Annotated in this window: 15 protein-coding genes; 7 read left to right on the top strand and 8 right to left on the bottom strand. The window is 60.4% G+C overall.

Going from position 1 to position 14535, the window contains the following annotated elements; genetic code table 11:
- Nucleotides 1-17: 17 nt before the first annotated feature.
- A complete protein-coding gene (locus ACLBW8_RS08895) occupies nucleotides 18-695 on the bottom strand; it encodes an FKBP-type peptidyl-prolyl cis-trans isomerase (protein WP_447805186.1) in 678 nt (225 codons plus the stop codon).
- Between the two features lie 192 nt (nucleotides 696-887).
- Between ACLBW8_RS08895 and ACLBW8_RS08890 the strand changes: the two genes are divergently transcribed.
- Nucleotides 888-2042, top strand: coding sequence for an AlgP family protein (locus tag ACLBW8_RS08890; RefSeq protein ID WP_447805185.1), 1155 nt, complete (start codon nucleotides 888-890; stop codon nucleotides 2040-2042).
- Here the strand turns inward: ACLBW8_RS08890 and ACLBW8_RS08885 are convergent.
- Nucleotides 2039-2500 (bottom strand): TIGR02444 family protein, encoded by a 462-nt coding sequence (locus ACLBW8_RS08885; protein WP_064454677.1) that lies wholly within the window; start codon nucleotides 2498-2500, stop codon nucleotides 2039-2041. The genes ACLBW8_RS08890 and ACLBW8_RS08885 overlap by 4 nt on opposite strands.
- A gap of 50 nt (nucleotides 2501-2550) precedes the next feature.
- Between ACLBW8_RS08885 and ACLBW8_RS08880 the strand changes: the two genes are divergently transcribed.
- The 3 genes from ACLBW8_RS08880 to ACLBW8_RS08870 all read left to right on the top strand — a co-directional run bounded on the left by ACLBW8_RS08880 (nucleotide 2551) and on the right by ACLBW8_RS08870 (nucleotide 5754).
- Complete coding sequence (locus tag ACLBW8_RS08880) at nucleotides 2551-4461, top strand: ATP-binding cassette domain-containing protein (protein ID WP_064454676.1); 1911 nt, start codon at nucleotides 2551-2553, stop codon at nucleotides 4459-4461.
- Complete coding sequence (locus ACLBW8_RS08875; RefSeq protein ID WP_064454675.1) at nucleotides 4461-5033, top strand: mechanosensitive ion channel family protein; 573 nt, start codon at nucleotides 4461-4463, stop codon at nucleotides 5031-5033. The genes ACLBW8_RS08880 and ACLBW8_RS08875 overlap by 1 nt, the downstream gene beginning before the upstream one ends.
- A gap of 88 nt (nucleotides 5034-5121) precedes the next feature.
- Complete coding sequence (locus tag ACLBW8_RS08870) at nucleotides 5122-5754, top strand: LysE family transporter (protein ID WP_447805184.1); 633 nt, start codon at nucleotides 5122-5124, stop codon at nucleotides 5752-5754.
- Between the two features lie 141 nt (nucleotides 5755-5895).
- Here the strand turns inward: ACLBW8_RS08870 and ACLBW8_RS08865 are convergent, their stop codons facing one another.
- Genes ACLBW8_RS08865 through ACLBW8_RS08850 form a run of 4 tightly spaced genes read right to left on the bottom strand, consistent with a single transcriptional unit; the run spans nucleotide 5896 to nucleotide 9054 of the window.
- On the bottom strand, nucleotides 5896-6636 hold the full coding sequence (locus ACLBW8_RS08865; RefSeq protein WP_447805183.1) for a penicillin-binding protein activator LpoB: 741 nt from the start codon (nucleotides 6634-6636) through the stop codon (nucleotides 5896-5898).
- Nucleotides 6637-6639: 3 nt separating this feature from the next.
- Complete coding sequence (gene lpoB, locus ACLBW8_RS08860; RefSeq protein ID WP_064454673.1) at nucleotides 6640-7227, bottom strand: penicillin-binding protein activator LpoB; 588 nt, start codon at nucleotides 7225-7227, stop codon at nucleotides 6640-6642.
- Nucleotides 7228-7277: 50 nt separating this feature from the next.
- On the bottom strand, nucleotides 7278-7649 hold the full coding sequence (locus tag ACLBW8_RS08855; RefSeq protein ID WP_003214024.1) for a YcfL family protein: 372 nt from the start codon (nucleotides 7647-7649) through the stop codon (nucleotides 7278-7280).
- A 10-nt stretch (nucleotides 7650-7659) separates the two neighbouring features.
- Nucleotides 7660-9054, bottom strand: a complete 1395-nt coding sequence (locus ACLBW8_RS08850; RefSeq protein WP_447805182.1) for a COG3014 family protein — start codon at nucleotides 9052-9054, stop codon at nucleotides 7660-7662.
- 258 nt (nucleotides 9055-9312) lie between these two features.
- Between ACLBW8_RS08850 and ACLBW8_RS08845 the strand changes: the two genes are divergently transcribed.
- Nucleotides 9313-11208: an FTR1 family protein gene (locus ACLBW8_RS08845; protein ID WP_447805181.1), complete on the top strand. Its 1896-nt coding sequence runs from the start codon at nucleotides 9313-9315 to the stop codon at nucleotides 11206-11208.
- Between the two features lie 2 nt (nucleotides 11209-11210).
- Complete coding sequence (locus ACLBW8_RS08840) at nucleotides 11211-11666, top strand: YaiI/YqxD family protein (protein ID WP_064454670.1); 456 nt, start codon at nucleotides 11211-11213, stop codon at nucleotides 11664-11666.
- Between the two features lie 74 nt (nucleotides 11667-11740).
- Here ACLBW8_RS08840 and elbB read toward each other — a convergent pair whose 3' ends face one another.
- Nucleotides 11741-12406, bottom strand: coding sequence for an isoprenoid biosynthesis glyoxalase ElbB (elbB, locus tag ACLBW8_RS08835; RefSeq protein WP_447805180.1), 666 nt, complete (start codon nucleotides 12404-12406; stop codon nucleotides 11741-11743).
- A 116-nt stretch (nucleotides 12407-12522) separates the two neighbouring features.
- Here elbB and ACLBW8_RS08830 point away from each other — a divergent pair, with 116 nt between their 5' ends.
- The gene (locus ACLBW8_RS08830) at nucleotides 12523-13758 is read left to right on the top strand and encodes a sterol desaturase family protein (protein ID WP_447805179.1); all 1236 of its coding nucleotides are present in this window, start codon (nucleotides 12523-12525) and stop codon (nucleotides 13756-13758) included.
- On the opposite strand, the gene ACLBW8_RS08825 is transcribed toward ACLBW8_RS08830, so the two are convergent.
- Nucleotides 13739-14374, bottom strand: coding sequence for a DedA family protein (locus ACLBW8_RS08825; protein WP_064455024.1), 636 nt, complete (start codon nucleotides 14372-14374; stop codon nucleotides 13739-13741). The genes ACLBW8_RS08830 and ACLBW8_RS08825 overlap by 20 nt on opposite strands.
- Nucleotides 14375-14535: the final 161 nt, after the last annotated feature.

Here is a 14535-nt window from a genome sequence, read left to right as displayed (position 1 = left end):
CACCGTTTTTTATTGGGTCAGTGGCGAGTACCGAGCAACTCGATCTCAAATACCAGCGGTGTATATGGCGGTATCAACTCGCCGGCACCGTCGGCGCCATAGGCCTGGGCCGATGGAATCACCAGGCGCCATTTTGCGCCTGTCGGCATCTGTTGGAGTGCTTTGCTCCAGCCGCTGATCACGCTGTCCAGACGAAACCATTGGGGCTGTGTGCTTTGATCGAAGACCGTCCCGTCGGGCAACTTTCCGGTGTATTTCACCTGCACCTCATCACTGGCCAACGGCTTGCTGCCAGTGCCAGGCTTCAACTCGGTGAGCAGGATGCCATCCGACAATTCACGCACGCCGCTTGCCGCTTTTTCCTGGGTTAAAAATTGCTGTTCGGCAGCGAGCGCTTTTTCGCTCTTTGGAACCTCGGCGTCGGCCGCACTCTGTGCTTCGTGTTGGGCGAGGATCTGTTCGATACGTGCATCGTCCAGCGCCAGTGGTTTGCCTTGGTAGGCTTGCTTGAGGCCGTCAACCAGTGCCTGGATCTGCAGGTCGGGGACTTCCTGGCGCAAGCGCTCGCCGAGGCTTGCGCCCAAGCTGTACGCGAGATCGTGCGGGTCCTGGGCAGTGCTGCTGGACGGCGATTGCTCACCCGCATTGGCCACGCCAATCGCCAAGCCAAGCACTAAAAAAAGGTAACGCGACATGGGGAGTCTCCCGCCGAAAGTGCGACGGATTATGCCAGCCTGAGTGCGTAAAAAGTGCCGTGGTTTTTTGTTATATCGATAAGAATTTTCTCACCGTGCAACGCAAGGCAAACGATACTGTCAACATGCCCTAGCGGCGGTAAGAGCAGAGGGCTAGTATGAGCCGCACCCACGTCAGCCAGGAGGTAAACCATGTCGGCCAAACAGAAGCCTGTAAATACCCCGTTGCACTTACTCCAACAACTTTCGGGCAGCCTGCTCGAACATCTGGAAAGCGCGTGTTCCCAAGCCTTGGCTGATGCAGAAAAACTGCTCGCCAAACTGGAAAAACAACGCGGTAAAGCGCAAGAGAAGCTGCACAAGTCCCGCACCAAACTGCAAGACGCCGCTACTGCCGGCAAGGCCAAGGCACAAGCCAAAGCCAAAGACGCTGTTAAAGAACTTGAGGACTTGCTGGACGCCCTCAAGGATCGCCAAGCTGAAACACGCACCTACATTTCTCAACTCAAACGCGATGCTCAGGAAAGCCTGAAACTGGCCCAGGGCGTTGGTCGTGTGAAAGAAGCTGTGGCCAAAGTGCTGGGCGCTCGTACACCCGCAAAAGCTGTTGCGTCGAAGGCTTCGGCTAAGACAGCGGCCAAGCCAGCGGCTAAAACCGCCGCTGCGAAACCGGCCGCCAAGCCAGCGGCTAAAACCGCTGCTGCGAAACCAGCCGCCAAGCCAGCGGCTAAAACCGCTGCTGCGAAACCAGCCGCCAAGCCAGCTGCTAAAACCGCTGCTGCAAAACCAGCCGCCAAGCCAGCTGCTAAAACTGCTGCTGCGAAACCCGCCGCCAAGCCAGCTGCTAAAACCGCTGCTGCGAAACCGGCCGCCAAGCCAGCTGCTAAAACCGCTGCTGCAAAACCAGCCGCCAAGCCAGCTGCTAAAACTGCTGCTGCGAAACCAGCCGCCAAGCCAGCTGCTAAAACCGCTGCTGCAAAACCAGCCGCCAAGCCAGCTGCTAAAACTGCTGCTGCGAAACCAGCCGCCAAACCAGCTGCTAAAACCGCTGCTGCGAAACCAGCCGCCAAGCCAGCTGCTAAACCCGCTGCTGCAAAACCAGCCGCCAAGCCTGCTGCCAAACCGGCTGCTGCGAAACCAGCTGCCAAGCCAGTAGCTAAAACCACTGCTGCAAAACCAGCCGCCAAGCCAGCCGCCAAACCTGCTGCTGCGAAACCAGCATTGGCCAAGCCTGCTACCCCGGCAGCTTCGTCTGCTACGCCGGCAGCGTCCGCGGCTCCAACGGCATCGGCCAGCAGCACTTCTGCACCGGTAGCGCCAAGCACCACCCCAACCAGCGCTTCCTAAGTGCCGGTGGCCGCGACGCGCAGTTGCTGCAGCGCGTCGCGGTCAAGGTTGGCGGTTCCGGCCGCCAGACCTTCAAGCCACCCCAGTTGATCCCCTTCTTCAGTCGGCCATGCCTGCGTCAACACTTCCAGGCGTGCCAACAACTCCCGTTCGGCTTCCAGCTCCAGGGCTTTGACCCGCTCGCGTAACGCCGCCAAAGGTAAATCCTGTTGCGCCATGGCTCGCCATTGCGCGCGCATCTGTCGCAACGGTTCGACCACATTTTTCTGCCACGGCAGGGCAACCTGCTGCAGCGCCTGAATACGCTCGGGCTCAAGCGCCACGCCGCGCCGCTCCAGCCAGGCGGCGCAGAGCAACAGGCACACATCCGCGCCTTGATCCTGCAAGCGCAGGCAAGCGGCTTCAACGCCCGGCCGGGCGTAAGTCGAGAGGGCAAAGCTCCACAGGTCAGCGCACATATTCACACCCAAGCCAGCGAGCAACGAAGCTGGTAGACTCCGCCGCCATTATGATCCGACTTCAAAGCCTAACATTACAGCGTGGCCCGCAACGTCTTCTCGAAGACGCCGAGCTGACCCTGCACGCCGGTCACAAAGCCGGCCTGATCGGTGCCAACGGTGCCGGCAAATCCACGTTGTTCGCCCTGTTGCTGGGTGAGCTGACCCCGGATTCCGGGGACTGCTTGCTGCCGGCCGACTGGCGCATCGCCCATATGCGCCAGGAGATCGACACCCTGGACCGCATTGCGATCGACTACGTGCTCGATGGCGACCTGCGCCTGCGCCAGGTGCAACATGACCTGGCCGAGGCCGAGAAAACCCAGGACGGCGCGGCTCAGGCCCGCCTGCACTCGGAACTTGACAGTGCCGATGGCTATACCGCCGACGCCCGCGCCCGCAAGATGCTTGCCGGTCTTGGCTTTACCAATGAGCAGATGGACCGCCCGGTCGCCGACTTCTCCGGTGGTTGGCGCATGCGCCTGAACCTGGCTCAGGCGCTGATGTGCCCGTCAGACTTATTACTGCTCGACGAACCGACCAACCACTTGGACCTCGATGCGATCCTGTGGCTGGAAGATTTCCTCAAGAGCTACCCAGGTACTTTGCTGCTGATTTCCCACGACCGGGATTTCCTCGATGCCGTGGTCGACAACATCGCCCACGTCGAACAGAAGAAAATCACCCTCTACCGTGGCGGCTACACCGCGTTCGAACGCGCGCGTGCCGAGCGTCTGGCCCAGCAGCAGCAGGCTTTCGAGAAGCAGCAGGCGCAACGCGCGCACATGGAAAGCTACATCGCCCGGTTCAAGGCCCAGGCCACCAAGGCCCGTCAGGCCCAGAGCCGGATCAAGGCCCTGGAGCGAATGGAGGAACTGTCGGCGGCCCACGTCGATTCGCCGTTCGACTTCGTATTTCGTGAGTCGGTGAAGATCTCCAGCCCGTTGCTGGACCTTTCGGATGCGCGCCTGGGTTATGGCGACAAAACCATTCTGGAGAAGGTCAAGCTGCAGCTCACGCCGGGCGCACGTATCGGTTTGCTCGGCCCTAATGGCGCCGGCAAGTCGACACTGATCAAGAACCTGTCGGGTGAACTGCAACCGCTGGCCGGCCGCCTGACCCGTGGCGAGAACCTGGTGGTGGGCTATTTTGCTCAGCATCAACTGGACTCCCTCGATTCCAAGGCCAGCCCGTTGCTGCACCTGCAGCGTCTGGCGCCGACCGAGCGTGAGCAAACCCTGCGCGACTTCCTCGGTGGCTTCGACTTCCGTGGCGCGCGCATCGATGAGCCGGTATTGAATTTCTCCGGTGGCGAAAAGGCGCGTCTGGCCCTGGCATTGATCGCCTGGGACCGACCGAACCTGCTGTTGCTCGACGAACCCACCAACCACCTGGACCTGGAAATGCGCCTGGCGTTGACCATGGCCCTGCAGGAGTTCAGTGGCGCGGTACTGGTGGTGTCTCACGATCGCCACTTGCTCAAGAGCACCACCGACAACTTCCTGCTGGTGGCTGACGGCAAAGTCGAAGAGTTCGACGGTGACCTGGATGATTACGCACGCTGGCTGACGGATTACCGTCTGCGCAACTCGCCGGTCAGCAACACGCCGGTCAACCCGGACAAAACCGACAAAAAAGCCCAGCGCCAGGCTGCCGCTGCACTGCGTCAGCAGTTGGCGCCGCACAAGCGTGAGGCCGACAAGCTGGAAGCCGAGCTTGGCAAGGTGCATGAGCGCCTGGCCAAGATCGAAACCAGCCTGGGCGACAGCGCCGTCTACGAGGCGGCGCGCAAGGACGAGCTGCGCGACCTGCTGGCCGAACAGGCCAAGCTCAAGGTGCGTGAAGGGCAGTTGGAGGAAACCTGGATGGAAGCCCTCGAGCTGCTGGAAAGCTTGCAAGCGGAGCTGGAGGCGCTGTCCTGATGGAGGCGCTGCAACTGCCGTTACCGACGCAGTGGGTGGAGCCAGCCTGGATCGGCGTGCAAATCCTGCTGATTCTGCTGGCTGGTTATCTCACCCAGCGTTTTGTTGCCAAAGGTCTCACCCGTTTGGGTGAGCGCTACCCGTTCCCACCGCAACTGCTGATGCCTCTGCGCGGCGGCCTTCGCTGGCTGATCATGGGCAGTGCGTTGATTTTCGTGCTGGGCCGCCTGGGCGTGTCCGCCACGGTGTTGTGGACGGCACTGTCAGGGTTTGTCGCGGTTGCCGCTGTGGCGTTCTTCGCCATGTGGTCGGTACTGTCCAACCTGCTGTGCGCTATCTTGATTTTCACCGTCGGGCCGTTCCGCCTCGGTGATATCGTCGAGTTGGTGGACACCGTCGATAAGCCGGGCGTGAAGGGTCGGGTAGTGGCGATCAACCTGCTCTACACCACGTTGATCGAAGTGGAAGATGCCGGTACCGACAGCGCGATGGTACAAGTGCCTAACAGCTTGTTCTTCCAGCGGTCCGTGCGGCGTTGGCCGGGCACTCACGTGTTCCCGGGCGACCGCTAGCGCTCAGATCTTTTAAAAATCTATAGCCAGCCTTCGGTCGGCGGAGTTAGCTTAAGGCCTGACGGCAAACTCCCTTCTGAGGTGTGTAATGGCACTCGACACATGGCTGGCCTTTTTCCTGGCCAGTTGGATCATTTCCCTTTCCCCCGGTGCCGGCGCAATCGCGTCGATGTCCAGCGGCTTGCAATACGGTTTCCTGCGCGGTTACTGGAATGCCATTGGCCTGCAACTGGGCCTGGCGATGCAGATTGCCGTGGTGGCGGGCGGGCTGGGTGCCATTCTTGCGGCGTCTTCCACTGCGTTCTATGCGATCAAATGGTTTGGTGTGGCGTACCTGGTGTACCTGGCCATCAAGCAATGGCGTGCCCTGCCCATGGACATGAGCGAGGACGCGGCGATACGCCCGATCGGTAAGCCGATGGCGATGATGTTCCGTGGGTTCCTGGTCAACGCCAGCAATCCCAAGGCTCTGGTGTTCATGCTGGCGGTGCTGCCGCAGTTCGTGAACCCGCAGGCGCCTTTGCTGATCCAGTACCTGATCCTGGGCGCGACCATGATCAGCGTCGATATGGTAGTGATGGCGGGTTATACGGGGTTGGCGTCGAAAGTCTTGCGTGTGTTGCGCACGCCCAAGCAGCAAAAGCGCATGAACCGCACGTTTGCCGGGTTATTCGTGGGGGCTGCGGGGTTCTTGGCCAGCTTGCATCGCGCAACGGCGTAACTGAACAAACGAGATTAAAACTGTGGGAGCGGGCTTGCTCGCGAATGCGCTATGTCAGTCAACAGAAAGAGTGGCTGATTCACTGTATTCGCGAGCAAGCCCGTTCCCACATTGGTTATGTGCTGGCTTTGAAGTGGGGGCTCAGCGCAGAATCTTTGGCGCTTCATCCCTTGGCAGGTTATTGCGCAACGCAGGCTTGCCCGGGTCTTGATACCCGCCGCCCAACTGTTCCGCCAACTGCCTGGCTACATCCTCACCCAAGGCTTTCGAGACTTCCTTCACGACACGTGGCCGGTTCAGGCTGACGCGCACATCGCGGCTGTTCACCAGCTTGGTGTCCTGGCCTTCACCCATGGCGGTAAATGCCGAGGTGATCTCGAAGGTGCGGGTGTTGATCAGGCTGAAGTCGGCCACCAACGTCAGGCCCAGCACCGCCGAATAGCTGTTGGTGTGGTCCAGGGCATTGATGTCCTGGGTGAAGTCGATGTCCGACAGTGTGCCGAACAGCACGTAGTCAGCACCCTTGAAGTTACCGGCCTTGATGCGCTTGATCACGTCATAGACGTCGCCCTTGGCGTCGGCGGTGTAGGGCGTTCCCTGCACCAGTTGGAACTGGTGCGACTTGAGGATTTCGCCCTTGATGTCACCGCTGAATTTACGCAGCTCGGTCTGTTCGATGTAGCTGGTACGGCTCTCGTACTCACTGTAGTTCGACGCACCGCTGGCCTGATACGCGCTGGCCTGGAAGTTATTGCTGGCCGACACCGCGTGGATGTACTCCTCGACCCGCGCCTCGTAGGCCAGGTCGGTTACCGCGATCTTCGGGGCGGCCGAGGCGCCAAAGGCGCACAGCAGGCCGATTATGCCGATCCATGCACGCATTGCTTAGCGCTCCGTGGTTTTGCGGATTTCTTTCTCGTCCATCCATTCGGCCAGGCCGCTCTCGACGTCGATCAGCTGCAGGCTGAATTTGTAGAACACGTCCTTGTAGTCGGAGCTGCGCTTGACGATGGAGCTGATGGAGCCTTCCAGGCGGTACTTGGCGGCAACCATGTTGCCGGTCTTGCTCACCGTGGATTTTTTGTACAGGCCGCTCTGGTTCTGCAGCTTGAGCTGGTCGACCTGGCTTTGCATTTCAGTGTTGTCGCTGGCGAAGCGCGCGGTGCCGGTTTTCATCAACTGGGTCTTGATCGACGTGGTGATCTCGCGGGTATCGATGTACTCGCTGGTCTTGTTCTTCACGTCATACACCTGCACCACCGGACGGCCTTGCAGAATGCCGGACTGCGCCAGAGAGCGGGTCATGCTTTCAGCGATCATCTGCAGGTCGGTGGAACCGAACTCGTTGGTCACCAACTCCACGGCCTTGGTGTCGCCGTAGCTGATGTTCTTGCCGCCGAGTACCGGCGAGGTGTTGGAGCAACCGCTGGCCAGCAGGGCGACCACGGCGAGGAACGAGAAGCGTACGAACATGGGGAAATCTCTCTGAAACATGCTTTTAAGTTGAAGAGCAGGGGCGCGACTCAAGGCGTCTTCACTTCAAGACGGAAGTCCGCGGCCTGGGGCAAATTGGCAATGGCGGGCAGGAAGGTCGCCTGGTTGGCGTACAGGTTCAGCACTTTCCAGGTTTCTTCATCGCCCACAGGGAAACCGTCGGCGCCCAGCCAGGCGAAGCGGTAATACATCATCTGGTTGCTGCTGGTGATGTTGCTCAGTTGCACCTTGGCCGTGAGGAAGCCGTTTTCGCGGGCAACGCGAATGGCACCGACGGCGATGCCTTTGAATTTACCCATCACCACGATTTTACTGGCGGCGCTGCCGGGTTCCGGTGGCGGTGGGGTGGCGCAGCCGGCGAGCAGGATCAGCGCGAGGGCGCCGAGGATGAAATGACGCATAACGTGCTCCTTAAGGTTGTTTGAGGGCGATGGCCTGGGCGGAAGTGCCTGGCACCACATGCGCGGCAAGGCCACCGGCGAAAACCTGGTTGCCGACCACACGCAGAGTGATCACTTGATAGCGCTGGTCGGCCTTGACCGTCACCAGCGTCCCGCCCAAGGCGTTGGGCAGGCTGACTTGGTGTTCGCCATGCTTGAGGCGCAGGCGCGTCACTTGGGTCATGTCCGGCAGGGTGCGCCAGGTGCGGGTGTCAGCGCCTTCGGTCACCGCCGAGGCGATGCCCAGCACCAGGCCTGCCATGGGGTTGGTCTTGTTCAGGTTGTTTTGCGTCACTCCACGGCTGACTGCACGCACGGTGGTGCGCAGGATGATCCCCGGCATGTCGTCACGCAGGGCGCGGCGGGACATGGCGGTGGTGCTATTGAGTGCGGTGAGGTTCTGCTGCTTGCCGTCGACGCCGATCTGGCCGAAGGTCGCAGTCGAGGTGTCTGCCTTGATCACCGGGAATGACAGTGGGGTGATGACCAGGTGGCCGTCGATCGGGATCGGCAGCGGTAGGCGGATCGAGTCACGCGCCGGTGCCAGGCCACTCTGCACCACGATTAGCACGTCGGTCTCGTCGGCGCCGACCCTGGATTTGTCCAGGCCCATCAGCGCTTGCTCCAGCAGCGGCGTGTTGGGGCGCAACTCGGCTGCCTTGCGATAACCCGGTGCGGCCAGGTCTTTCTCTCCCAGGGCTTCGTAGACAAAGCCTGCCAGGTAATGGCTGAACGCACTCTGATAGCTGTTCTTCAGGCCGACCACATCCGGCGCATCCAGTGCTTCAACCGGGTAGCCACGCAGGTCTTTGATCTGGGTGGTTACGCCCTGGCGCTCGGCCTCGTTTTCGCGCTTGAGGTATTCCTTGTCGCGCAGGTCGGCGATAACGGCTTCGCGCTCGTGGGTCTTCTTGATTTCGGTGCGGGCGCCGTCGAAGTCATTCACGGCCAGCAGGTTCAGGGCCATTTGGGTGGTCAGCATGACCTTTTCGTAGTCGTAGCCTTCGTAGCGGCGCACCTTGTCGTTGACCAGGAAACTGCCGAACTGGGCGAGGTACTTTTCGCTGTCGAACTTGACCGACTCTTCCCACTTGTAGACCTGCAGGTCGGCACTGCGCCAGGCGGTCTGGCTGCCGGTGAGGTCACCTTTGGCGCGCAACAGCTCACCCTTTTCGAAGAAGTAGAGCAGGTCCTTGTCTTCGCCGGTGTTGTTCTTTTCCAGCAGGGTCAGGGCGCCATCGACGTTACCGGTGGCCAACTGCTGGTTAGTGGCTTGCAGCTCAGTGTCGTAGCTGCGAAACATCGAACAACCGGAAAGCAAGGTAACCGCCGCAAGCGTGAGCGGGGTCAAGGCGCGAAATGCCATGCAAACTTCTTCCTTGAAAGTGATAAGCAGATGTGCAAATTCCTCATAAAAACGAGGAAATAAATACCCTTTAGAAATAACAGGGCGCGGCATTATAGGCGCCATTACTGGCAAAACAATGGCTTTTTGTTACGCCTTAATGCGGTGAATGCCATCAGTCCGTTAGCGGAATTCCAAGCGCCAGATCATGAACGCCTTGAGTCAGAGCCTTTAAAGTTAAACAATGTGTTACTTCGTATTTACCTTTGAGATTCATTCATGATTGCCCCCTTCCGTTTTCTCGCCTGGCTGATGCTGCCGGCCCTGATGTCGTGCAGCTTCAATCTGCTGGCCGCGACTGCCGAGGGCGCCCCACAAGCCCTGCATTTGCTGGATTACATTGGCGCTGACTACCCACCGACGGTGGAGGCGGGCAAGGTTATCGATGAATCCGAATATCGCGAACAACTGGAGTTTCTCGGCGTGTTGCAGGGCCTGGTGACTGAGCTGCCGGAAAGGCCGGAGCGTGCGGAGTTGGTCAAGGGCGTCGACGAATTGTTAGCGGCTGTGACCGCCCACCAGGATGGCGCAGCTGTCGCTCGCCTGGCCCGGCAGTTGGGCGCCAAGTTGGCGGTGGCCTATGAAGTCAGCCAGGCGCCGGTCATCACGCCCGACCCCGCACGTGGCGCACCGCTCTACGCCCAGCATTGCTCGGTTTGCCACGGCACTGCCGGCGCGGGTGATGGTCCGGCCAGTACGGGGATGGCGCCGCCACCTGCCAACCTGCGAGATGCCGTGCGTCTGGACCGCCTGAGCCTCTATGCGATCTACAACACCCTCGGCCTGGGCGTTGAAGGCACTGACATGCCGTCTTTCGCCGATCAACTGGATGACCGTCAGCGGTGGGACCTGGCCACTTACATCGCCGGCTTCACAGCGGACCCGGCTGCGGCAAAAAGTGAACAGCCCTTCAACCTCGCCGACCTGGCACGCCAAACGCCTAATGAAGTGCTGGCCGCAAACGGTCCAGGCGCCGCCGCGACCTTCCGTGCCCAGCGCGCACAACCGCCACAGGTCAAGCGTGGCCCGGCGCAGTTGCTCGACTACACCGCCGCCACCCTGGACAAGAGTCTCGCCGCATTCCGTAGCGGTGAGCACGAGCAGGCTTATGACCTGTCGGTAGCCGCTTACCTTGAGGGCTTCGAGCTGGTGGAAAGCTCTCTGGATAACGTTGACGCCAACGTGCGCAAGGACACCGAGAAAGCCCTGATGGCCTACCGGCAGTCATTGCAGGACGGCCTGCCGATCGAGCAAGTGCAGCAGCGTCTGGACGTTGCCAAAGGCAAGCTCACCGAGTCCGCCGGTTTGTTGGGCAGCGATGGCTTGAGCTGGTCGTTGAGCTATATCTCCGGGCTGTTGATTCTGTTGCGTGAAGGCCTGGAAGCCATCCTGGTGCTGGCGGCGATCCTGGCGTTCCTGCGTAACACCGGCCAGCAATCGGCGGTGCGCAGTGTGAACGTCGGCTGGGGCCTGGCGCTACTGGCCGGTCTGGCGACGTGGGCGTTGGCGGCGTATGTGATTGACGTCAGCGGTGCCCAGCGCGAATTGCTGGAAGGTTGCACGGCGCTGTTCGCCAGTGTGATGGTGCTGTGGCTTGGCGTGTGGATGCATGATCGGCGCCATGCGGCAGCCTGGCAGGATTACATCAAGAGCAGCCTGGTCGGCGGCGGAGGGCGCTTTGGTTTTGCGCTGCTGGCGTTTTTCTCGGTGTACCGTGAGCTGTTCGAAGTGATCCTGTTCTACGAAACCCTGTGGCTGCAAGCCGGCCCGGCCGGGCACAACGCAGTGCTGGCGGGTGGTGCTACGGCGGTGGTGCTGTTGGTGGGTTTGGCGTGGGTGATCCTGCGGGGTTCGGCGAAGCTGCCGTTGGCGCTGTTCTTCGGCATCAACGCGGCGTTGCTGTGTGCGCTGTCGGTGGTGTTCGCCGGGCATGGCGTGAAGGCGTTGCAGGAAGCGGGTATTTTCGGTACGCGGCCGGTGGCGTTTTTTGACTTCGACTGGTTGGGCATCCATGCCGATGCGTACTCGTTGAGTGCGCAGGCTTTGGCGATCCTGGCGATTGTGGTGCTTTACAGCCGCAGCCGTCTGGCCGAAAAACAGCGTGTGGTGGCCTGATCGTGCGCGTCTGGATTGATGCGGACGCCTGTCCGCGCGCGGCCAAGGACCAAGTGGTGAAGTTCGCCCTCAAGCGCCAATTCGACGTGGTGCTGGTGGCGGGGCAGAGCCAGATCAAGCCGAGCTTTGCCTGTGTGAAGCTGATCGTAGTACCCAGCGGCCCGGATGCGGCGGATGACTACTTGGTGGAGCACGCGGTGCCCGGCGAGCTGGTGATCTGCAGCGATGTGCCCTTGGCCGACCGGTTGGTGAAGAAGGGCGTCACCGCCCTCGACCCGCGAGGCAAGGAATTCAGCCCGGCGAACATGAGTGAACGGCTGGCGGTGCGCAACCTGTTCACTGATCTGCGCGAACAAGGCCAAATGGGCGGTGGCCCACCGCCCCATGGGGAAAAGGACAAGCAGGCGTTCGCCAACGCGCTGGACAGGATACTGACCAAGTTGATGCGCCCGGCCTGACCTTGTTGTAAGCAAGGCTTTTTGTGGCGAGCGGGGCAAGCCCGTTCGCCACCGTTAAGTGTTCGACTCTCTGATCAATCGTTCTCGTGGGTCAATTCCAGCACGCGATCGACGAGTTTGTTGATGCCCGACGCCACCTCACTGATGCTTTTGCCGAGCATGTAGGCAGGGGTGCTCACCAGCTTGCGCGCCTTGTCCTCGGCAATATCCTCCACCGCGCACTCGCGGTGGGTGGCACCCATTTTATCGAGGGCGGCGGCGGTGGCGGCATCGTTGCCGATGGTGCAGGTGACGCCGGGGCCATAGATCTTCGCGGCCAGGGCCGGCGAGATGCAGATCAACCCGACCGGTTTGCCCGCTTCGGCAAAGGCTTCGGCCAGCGCCAGAACCTGCGGGTTGATGCTGCAACCGGCGCCTTCCACGGCAAAGGTCGAGAGGTTCTTCGCCGCGCCGAAACCGCCGGGCACGATCAGTGCGTCGAAGTCTTCGGCGTTGGCCTCACGGATGTCCTTCACCTCACCCCGGGTGATACGCGCCGACTCCACCAGCACATTGCGCGATTCGGGCATCTCTTCGCCGGTGAGGTGGTTGATCACGTGATGTTGCGCGATATCGGGTGCAAAACATTGGACCTGAGCACCACGCTGGTCCAGGCGCAGCAAAGTGATGACGCTTTCGTGGATCTCTGCGCCGTCGTACACGCCACAGCCGGAAAGGATCACTGCAATCTTTTTGCTCATGAGTATTTCTCCCTATTTCGTGGCGTTAAATGTCTACTAATTTGTCACCTGTTGCCAATGGGATCTGGCGTTGCTACACCTAATCTTGATGTAACAAAAATAGACCGGACTAGCCCATGGACTTCGTGCCTTACGCGGTACCGTTTTTCATTGCCTTGATCGTGGTTGAGCTGCTGGCCGACCACTGGCGCGGCGAGCGCAACTATCGGGTGGCGGATGCCATCAACAGCCTCAGCACCGGTGTGCTGTCCACGACCACGGGGCTGTTAACCAAAGGCGTGGGGTTGTTGACCTACGCGTTCGCGCTCAAGCATTTGGCACTGATCGAACTGTCGGCCCAGAGTGTCTGGACCTGGGTGTTCGCCTTTGTGTTTTATGACTTCTGCTACTACTGGCTGCATCGCTGCGGGCATGAGCGCAACATCCTGTGGGCCGCGCACTCGGTGCATCACCAGAGCGAGGACTACAACCTCACCACCGCCCTGCGCCAGACCAGCACCGGCTTTCTGTTGAGCTGGATCTTTTACTTGCCGTTGGCCGTGCTGGGCGTGCCGCTGGTGGTGTTTATCAGCGTGGCCTCGCTCAATCTTCTGTATCAATTCTGGGTGCACACCCGGCATGTGCCCAAGCTCGGCTGGTTCGAGTGGTTCTTTGTGACACCGTCCAATCATCGGGCCCACCATGCACAGAATGCTCTCTACATGGATCGCAACTACGGCGGGGTGTTCATTATTTGGGATCGGCTGTTCGGCAGCTTCCAGGAAGAAGACGACAACGAACCGGTGATTTTTGGCGTGACCACGCCCTTGGCCAGCTGGAACCCGCTATGGGCCAACCTGCAGTTTTATGCGCAGCTGTGGAGTGATGCACGACGTACCGAAAAATGGTGGGACAAGCTGCGCATCTGGTTCATGCGCACTGGCTGGCGCCCGGCGGACGTGAAGGCCAAATACCCGATAGCCAAACCCGATTTGAGCCAGTTCCGCAAATTTGAAGTGCCGTTGGATGCGCGCCAGCAGGTCTATATCGCGCTGCAATTTGCCGCGTATGTGGGCTTTGGCAGCTATTTGATGAACTTCGGCGAGGGGCTGCCCACGGCGGCGCTGATCCTGGGCTGGAGTGCGGTGGCGGTGGGGTTATTTACGTTGGGCGTAGCCCTGGAGAATCGCCCGTGGGCGCTGAAAGCCGAGCTGGTACGCCTGGGGCTGAATGTGCCACTGGTGTGGCTGGCGCCGCTGGTCGGGTTATGGCCGGCCAGCAGTTTGGGCTGGCTGGGTTTGGTGAGTTACAGCTTGCTCAGCGTGATCGGCCTCTACTGTTGCAGAAGCCGGCTTACTCGGTGGGTGTCTTAGGCGTTTCGACGGGGGCCGGCTCGGCGGCGAGCCGGGCCTTTGCATCCTCGCAGGCCTGGCGGGCAATGCGGGCGTTCTTGAAGCGGCGGCGCAACCACAGGCCAAAGCCCAACAGCACCAAGGCGCCCAGCACCCACAGCTCGTATTTCTTGACGCTGCCGAGCATGCCTTCCAGCACCGCGCCGAAGTGGTAAGCCGCAGCGCCCAAGGCTGCCGCCCAGACTGCAGCGCCAATCCCGTTAAGAATCAGGTAGCGCACCGGCGGGTAGCCTGACAAACCAATCGCCACGGGCATCACGGTGCGCAAGCCGTAGACAAACCGGAAGCTCAGCACCCAGATGTCCGGATGCTTACGGATATGTTCCAGGGCCTTGTCGCCCATCAATTGCCAGCGCGGCTTGCGCGCCAACAGTTTGCGGCCGTGCTTGCGCCCCAGGAAGTACCACAGCTGGTCGCCGGCGTAGCTGCCAAAGAAGGCAACGACCACCACCAGGTTGATATCCATGTATCCACGGAACGCCAGGAAGCCTGCGAGAACCAAAATGGTCTCGCCTTCGAAGAACGTGCCCAGGAAGAGAGCAAAGTAGCCGAAGTCATGCAGAAATTGTTGAAGCATGGTCTGGGGTGCTGGCGAAATGAACGCGCAGCCTACGCCTTCGTGAACATTCATGAAAGTATCGAGATGTGTCACGAAGTGAACAATTCCTACATAAACGACGAATGCGACTGCAGGTCGCATCGATAAGCACAACTGTCATTCCTTCGTCATAATGGCCG

The organism is Pseudomonas sp. M5A4_2d (assembly GCF_053345295.1).
Note: the sequence above shows the minus strand (reverse complement) of the source record. Positions and strands in the feature narration are given on the sequence as shown.

What these genes read in the sequence shown, in the direction of transcription:
- ACLBW8_RS08895 (WP_447805186.1), bottom strand. Translation starts at nt 695, where the DNA reads ATGTCGCGTTACCTTTTTTTAGTGCTTGGCTTGGCGATTGGCGTGGCC.
- ACLBW8_RS08890 (WP_447805185.1), top strand. Translation starts at nt 888, where the DNA reads ATGTCGGCCAAACAGAAGCCTGTAAATACCCCGTTGCACTTACTCCAA.
- ACLBW8_RS08885 (WP_064454677.1), bottom strand. Translation starts at nt 2,500, where the DNA reads ATGTGCGCTGACCTGTGGAGCTTTGCCCTCTCGACTTACGCCCGGCCG.
- ACLBW8_RS08880 (WP_064454676.1), top strand. Translation starts at nt 2,551, where the DNA reads ATGATCCGACTTCAAAGCCTAACATTACAGCGTGGCCCGCAACGTCTT.
- ACLBW8_RS08875 (WP_064454675.1), top strand. Translation starts at nt 4,461, where the DNA reads ATGGAGGCGCTGCAACTGCCGTTACCGACGCAGTGGGTGGAGCCAGCC.
- ACLBW8_RS08870 (WP_447805184.1), top strand. Translation starts at nt 5,122, where the DNA reads ATGGCACTCGACACATGGCTGGCCTTTTTCCTGGCCAGTTGGATCATT.
- ACLBW8_RS08865 (WP_447805183.1), bottom strand. Translation starts at nt 6,636, where the DNA reads ATGCGTGCATGGATCGGCATAATCGGCCTGCTGTGCGCCTTTGGCGCC.
- lpoB (WP_064454673.1), bottom strand. Translation starts at nt 7,227, where the DNA reads ATGTTCGTACGCTTCTCGTTCCTCGCCGTGGTCGCCCTGCTGGCCAGC.
- ACLBW8_RS08855 (WP_003214024.1), bottom strand. Translation starts at nt 7,649, where the DNA reads ATGCGTCATTTCATCCTCGGCGCCCTCGCGCTGATCCTGCTCGCCGGC.
- ACLBW8_RS08850 (WP_447805182.1), bottom strand. Translation starts at nt 9,054, where the DNA reads ATGGCATTTCGCGCCTTGACCCCGCTCACGCTTGCGGCGGTTACCTTG.
- ACLBW8_RS08845 (WP_447805181.1), top strand. Translation starts at nt 9,313, where the DNA reads ATGATTGCCCCCTTCCGTTTTCTCGCCTGGCTGATGCTGCCGGCCCTG.
- elbB (WP_447805180.1), bottom strand. Translation starts at nt 12,406, where the DNA reads ATGAGCAAAAAGATTGCAGTGATCCTTTCCGGCTGTGGCGTGTACGAC.
- ACLBW8_RS08830 (WP_447805179.1), top strand. Translation starts at nt 12,523, where the DNA reads ATGGACTTCGTGCCTTACGCGGTACCGTTTTTCATTGCCTTGATCGTG.
- ACLBW8_RS08825 (WP_064455024.1), bottom strand. Translation starts at nt 14,374, where the DNA reads ATGCTTCAACAATTTCTGCATGACTTCGGCTACTTTGCTCTCTTCCTG.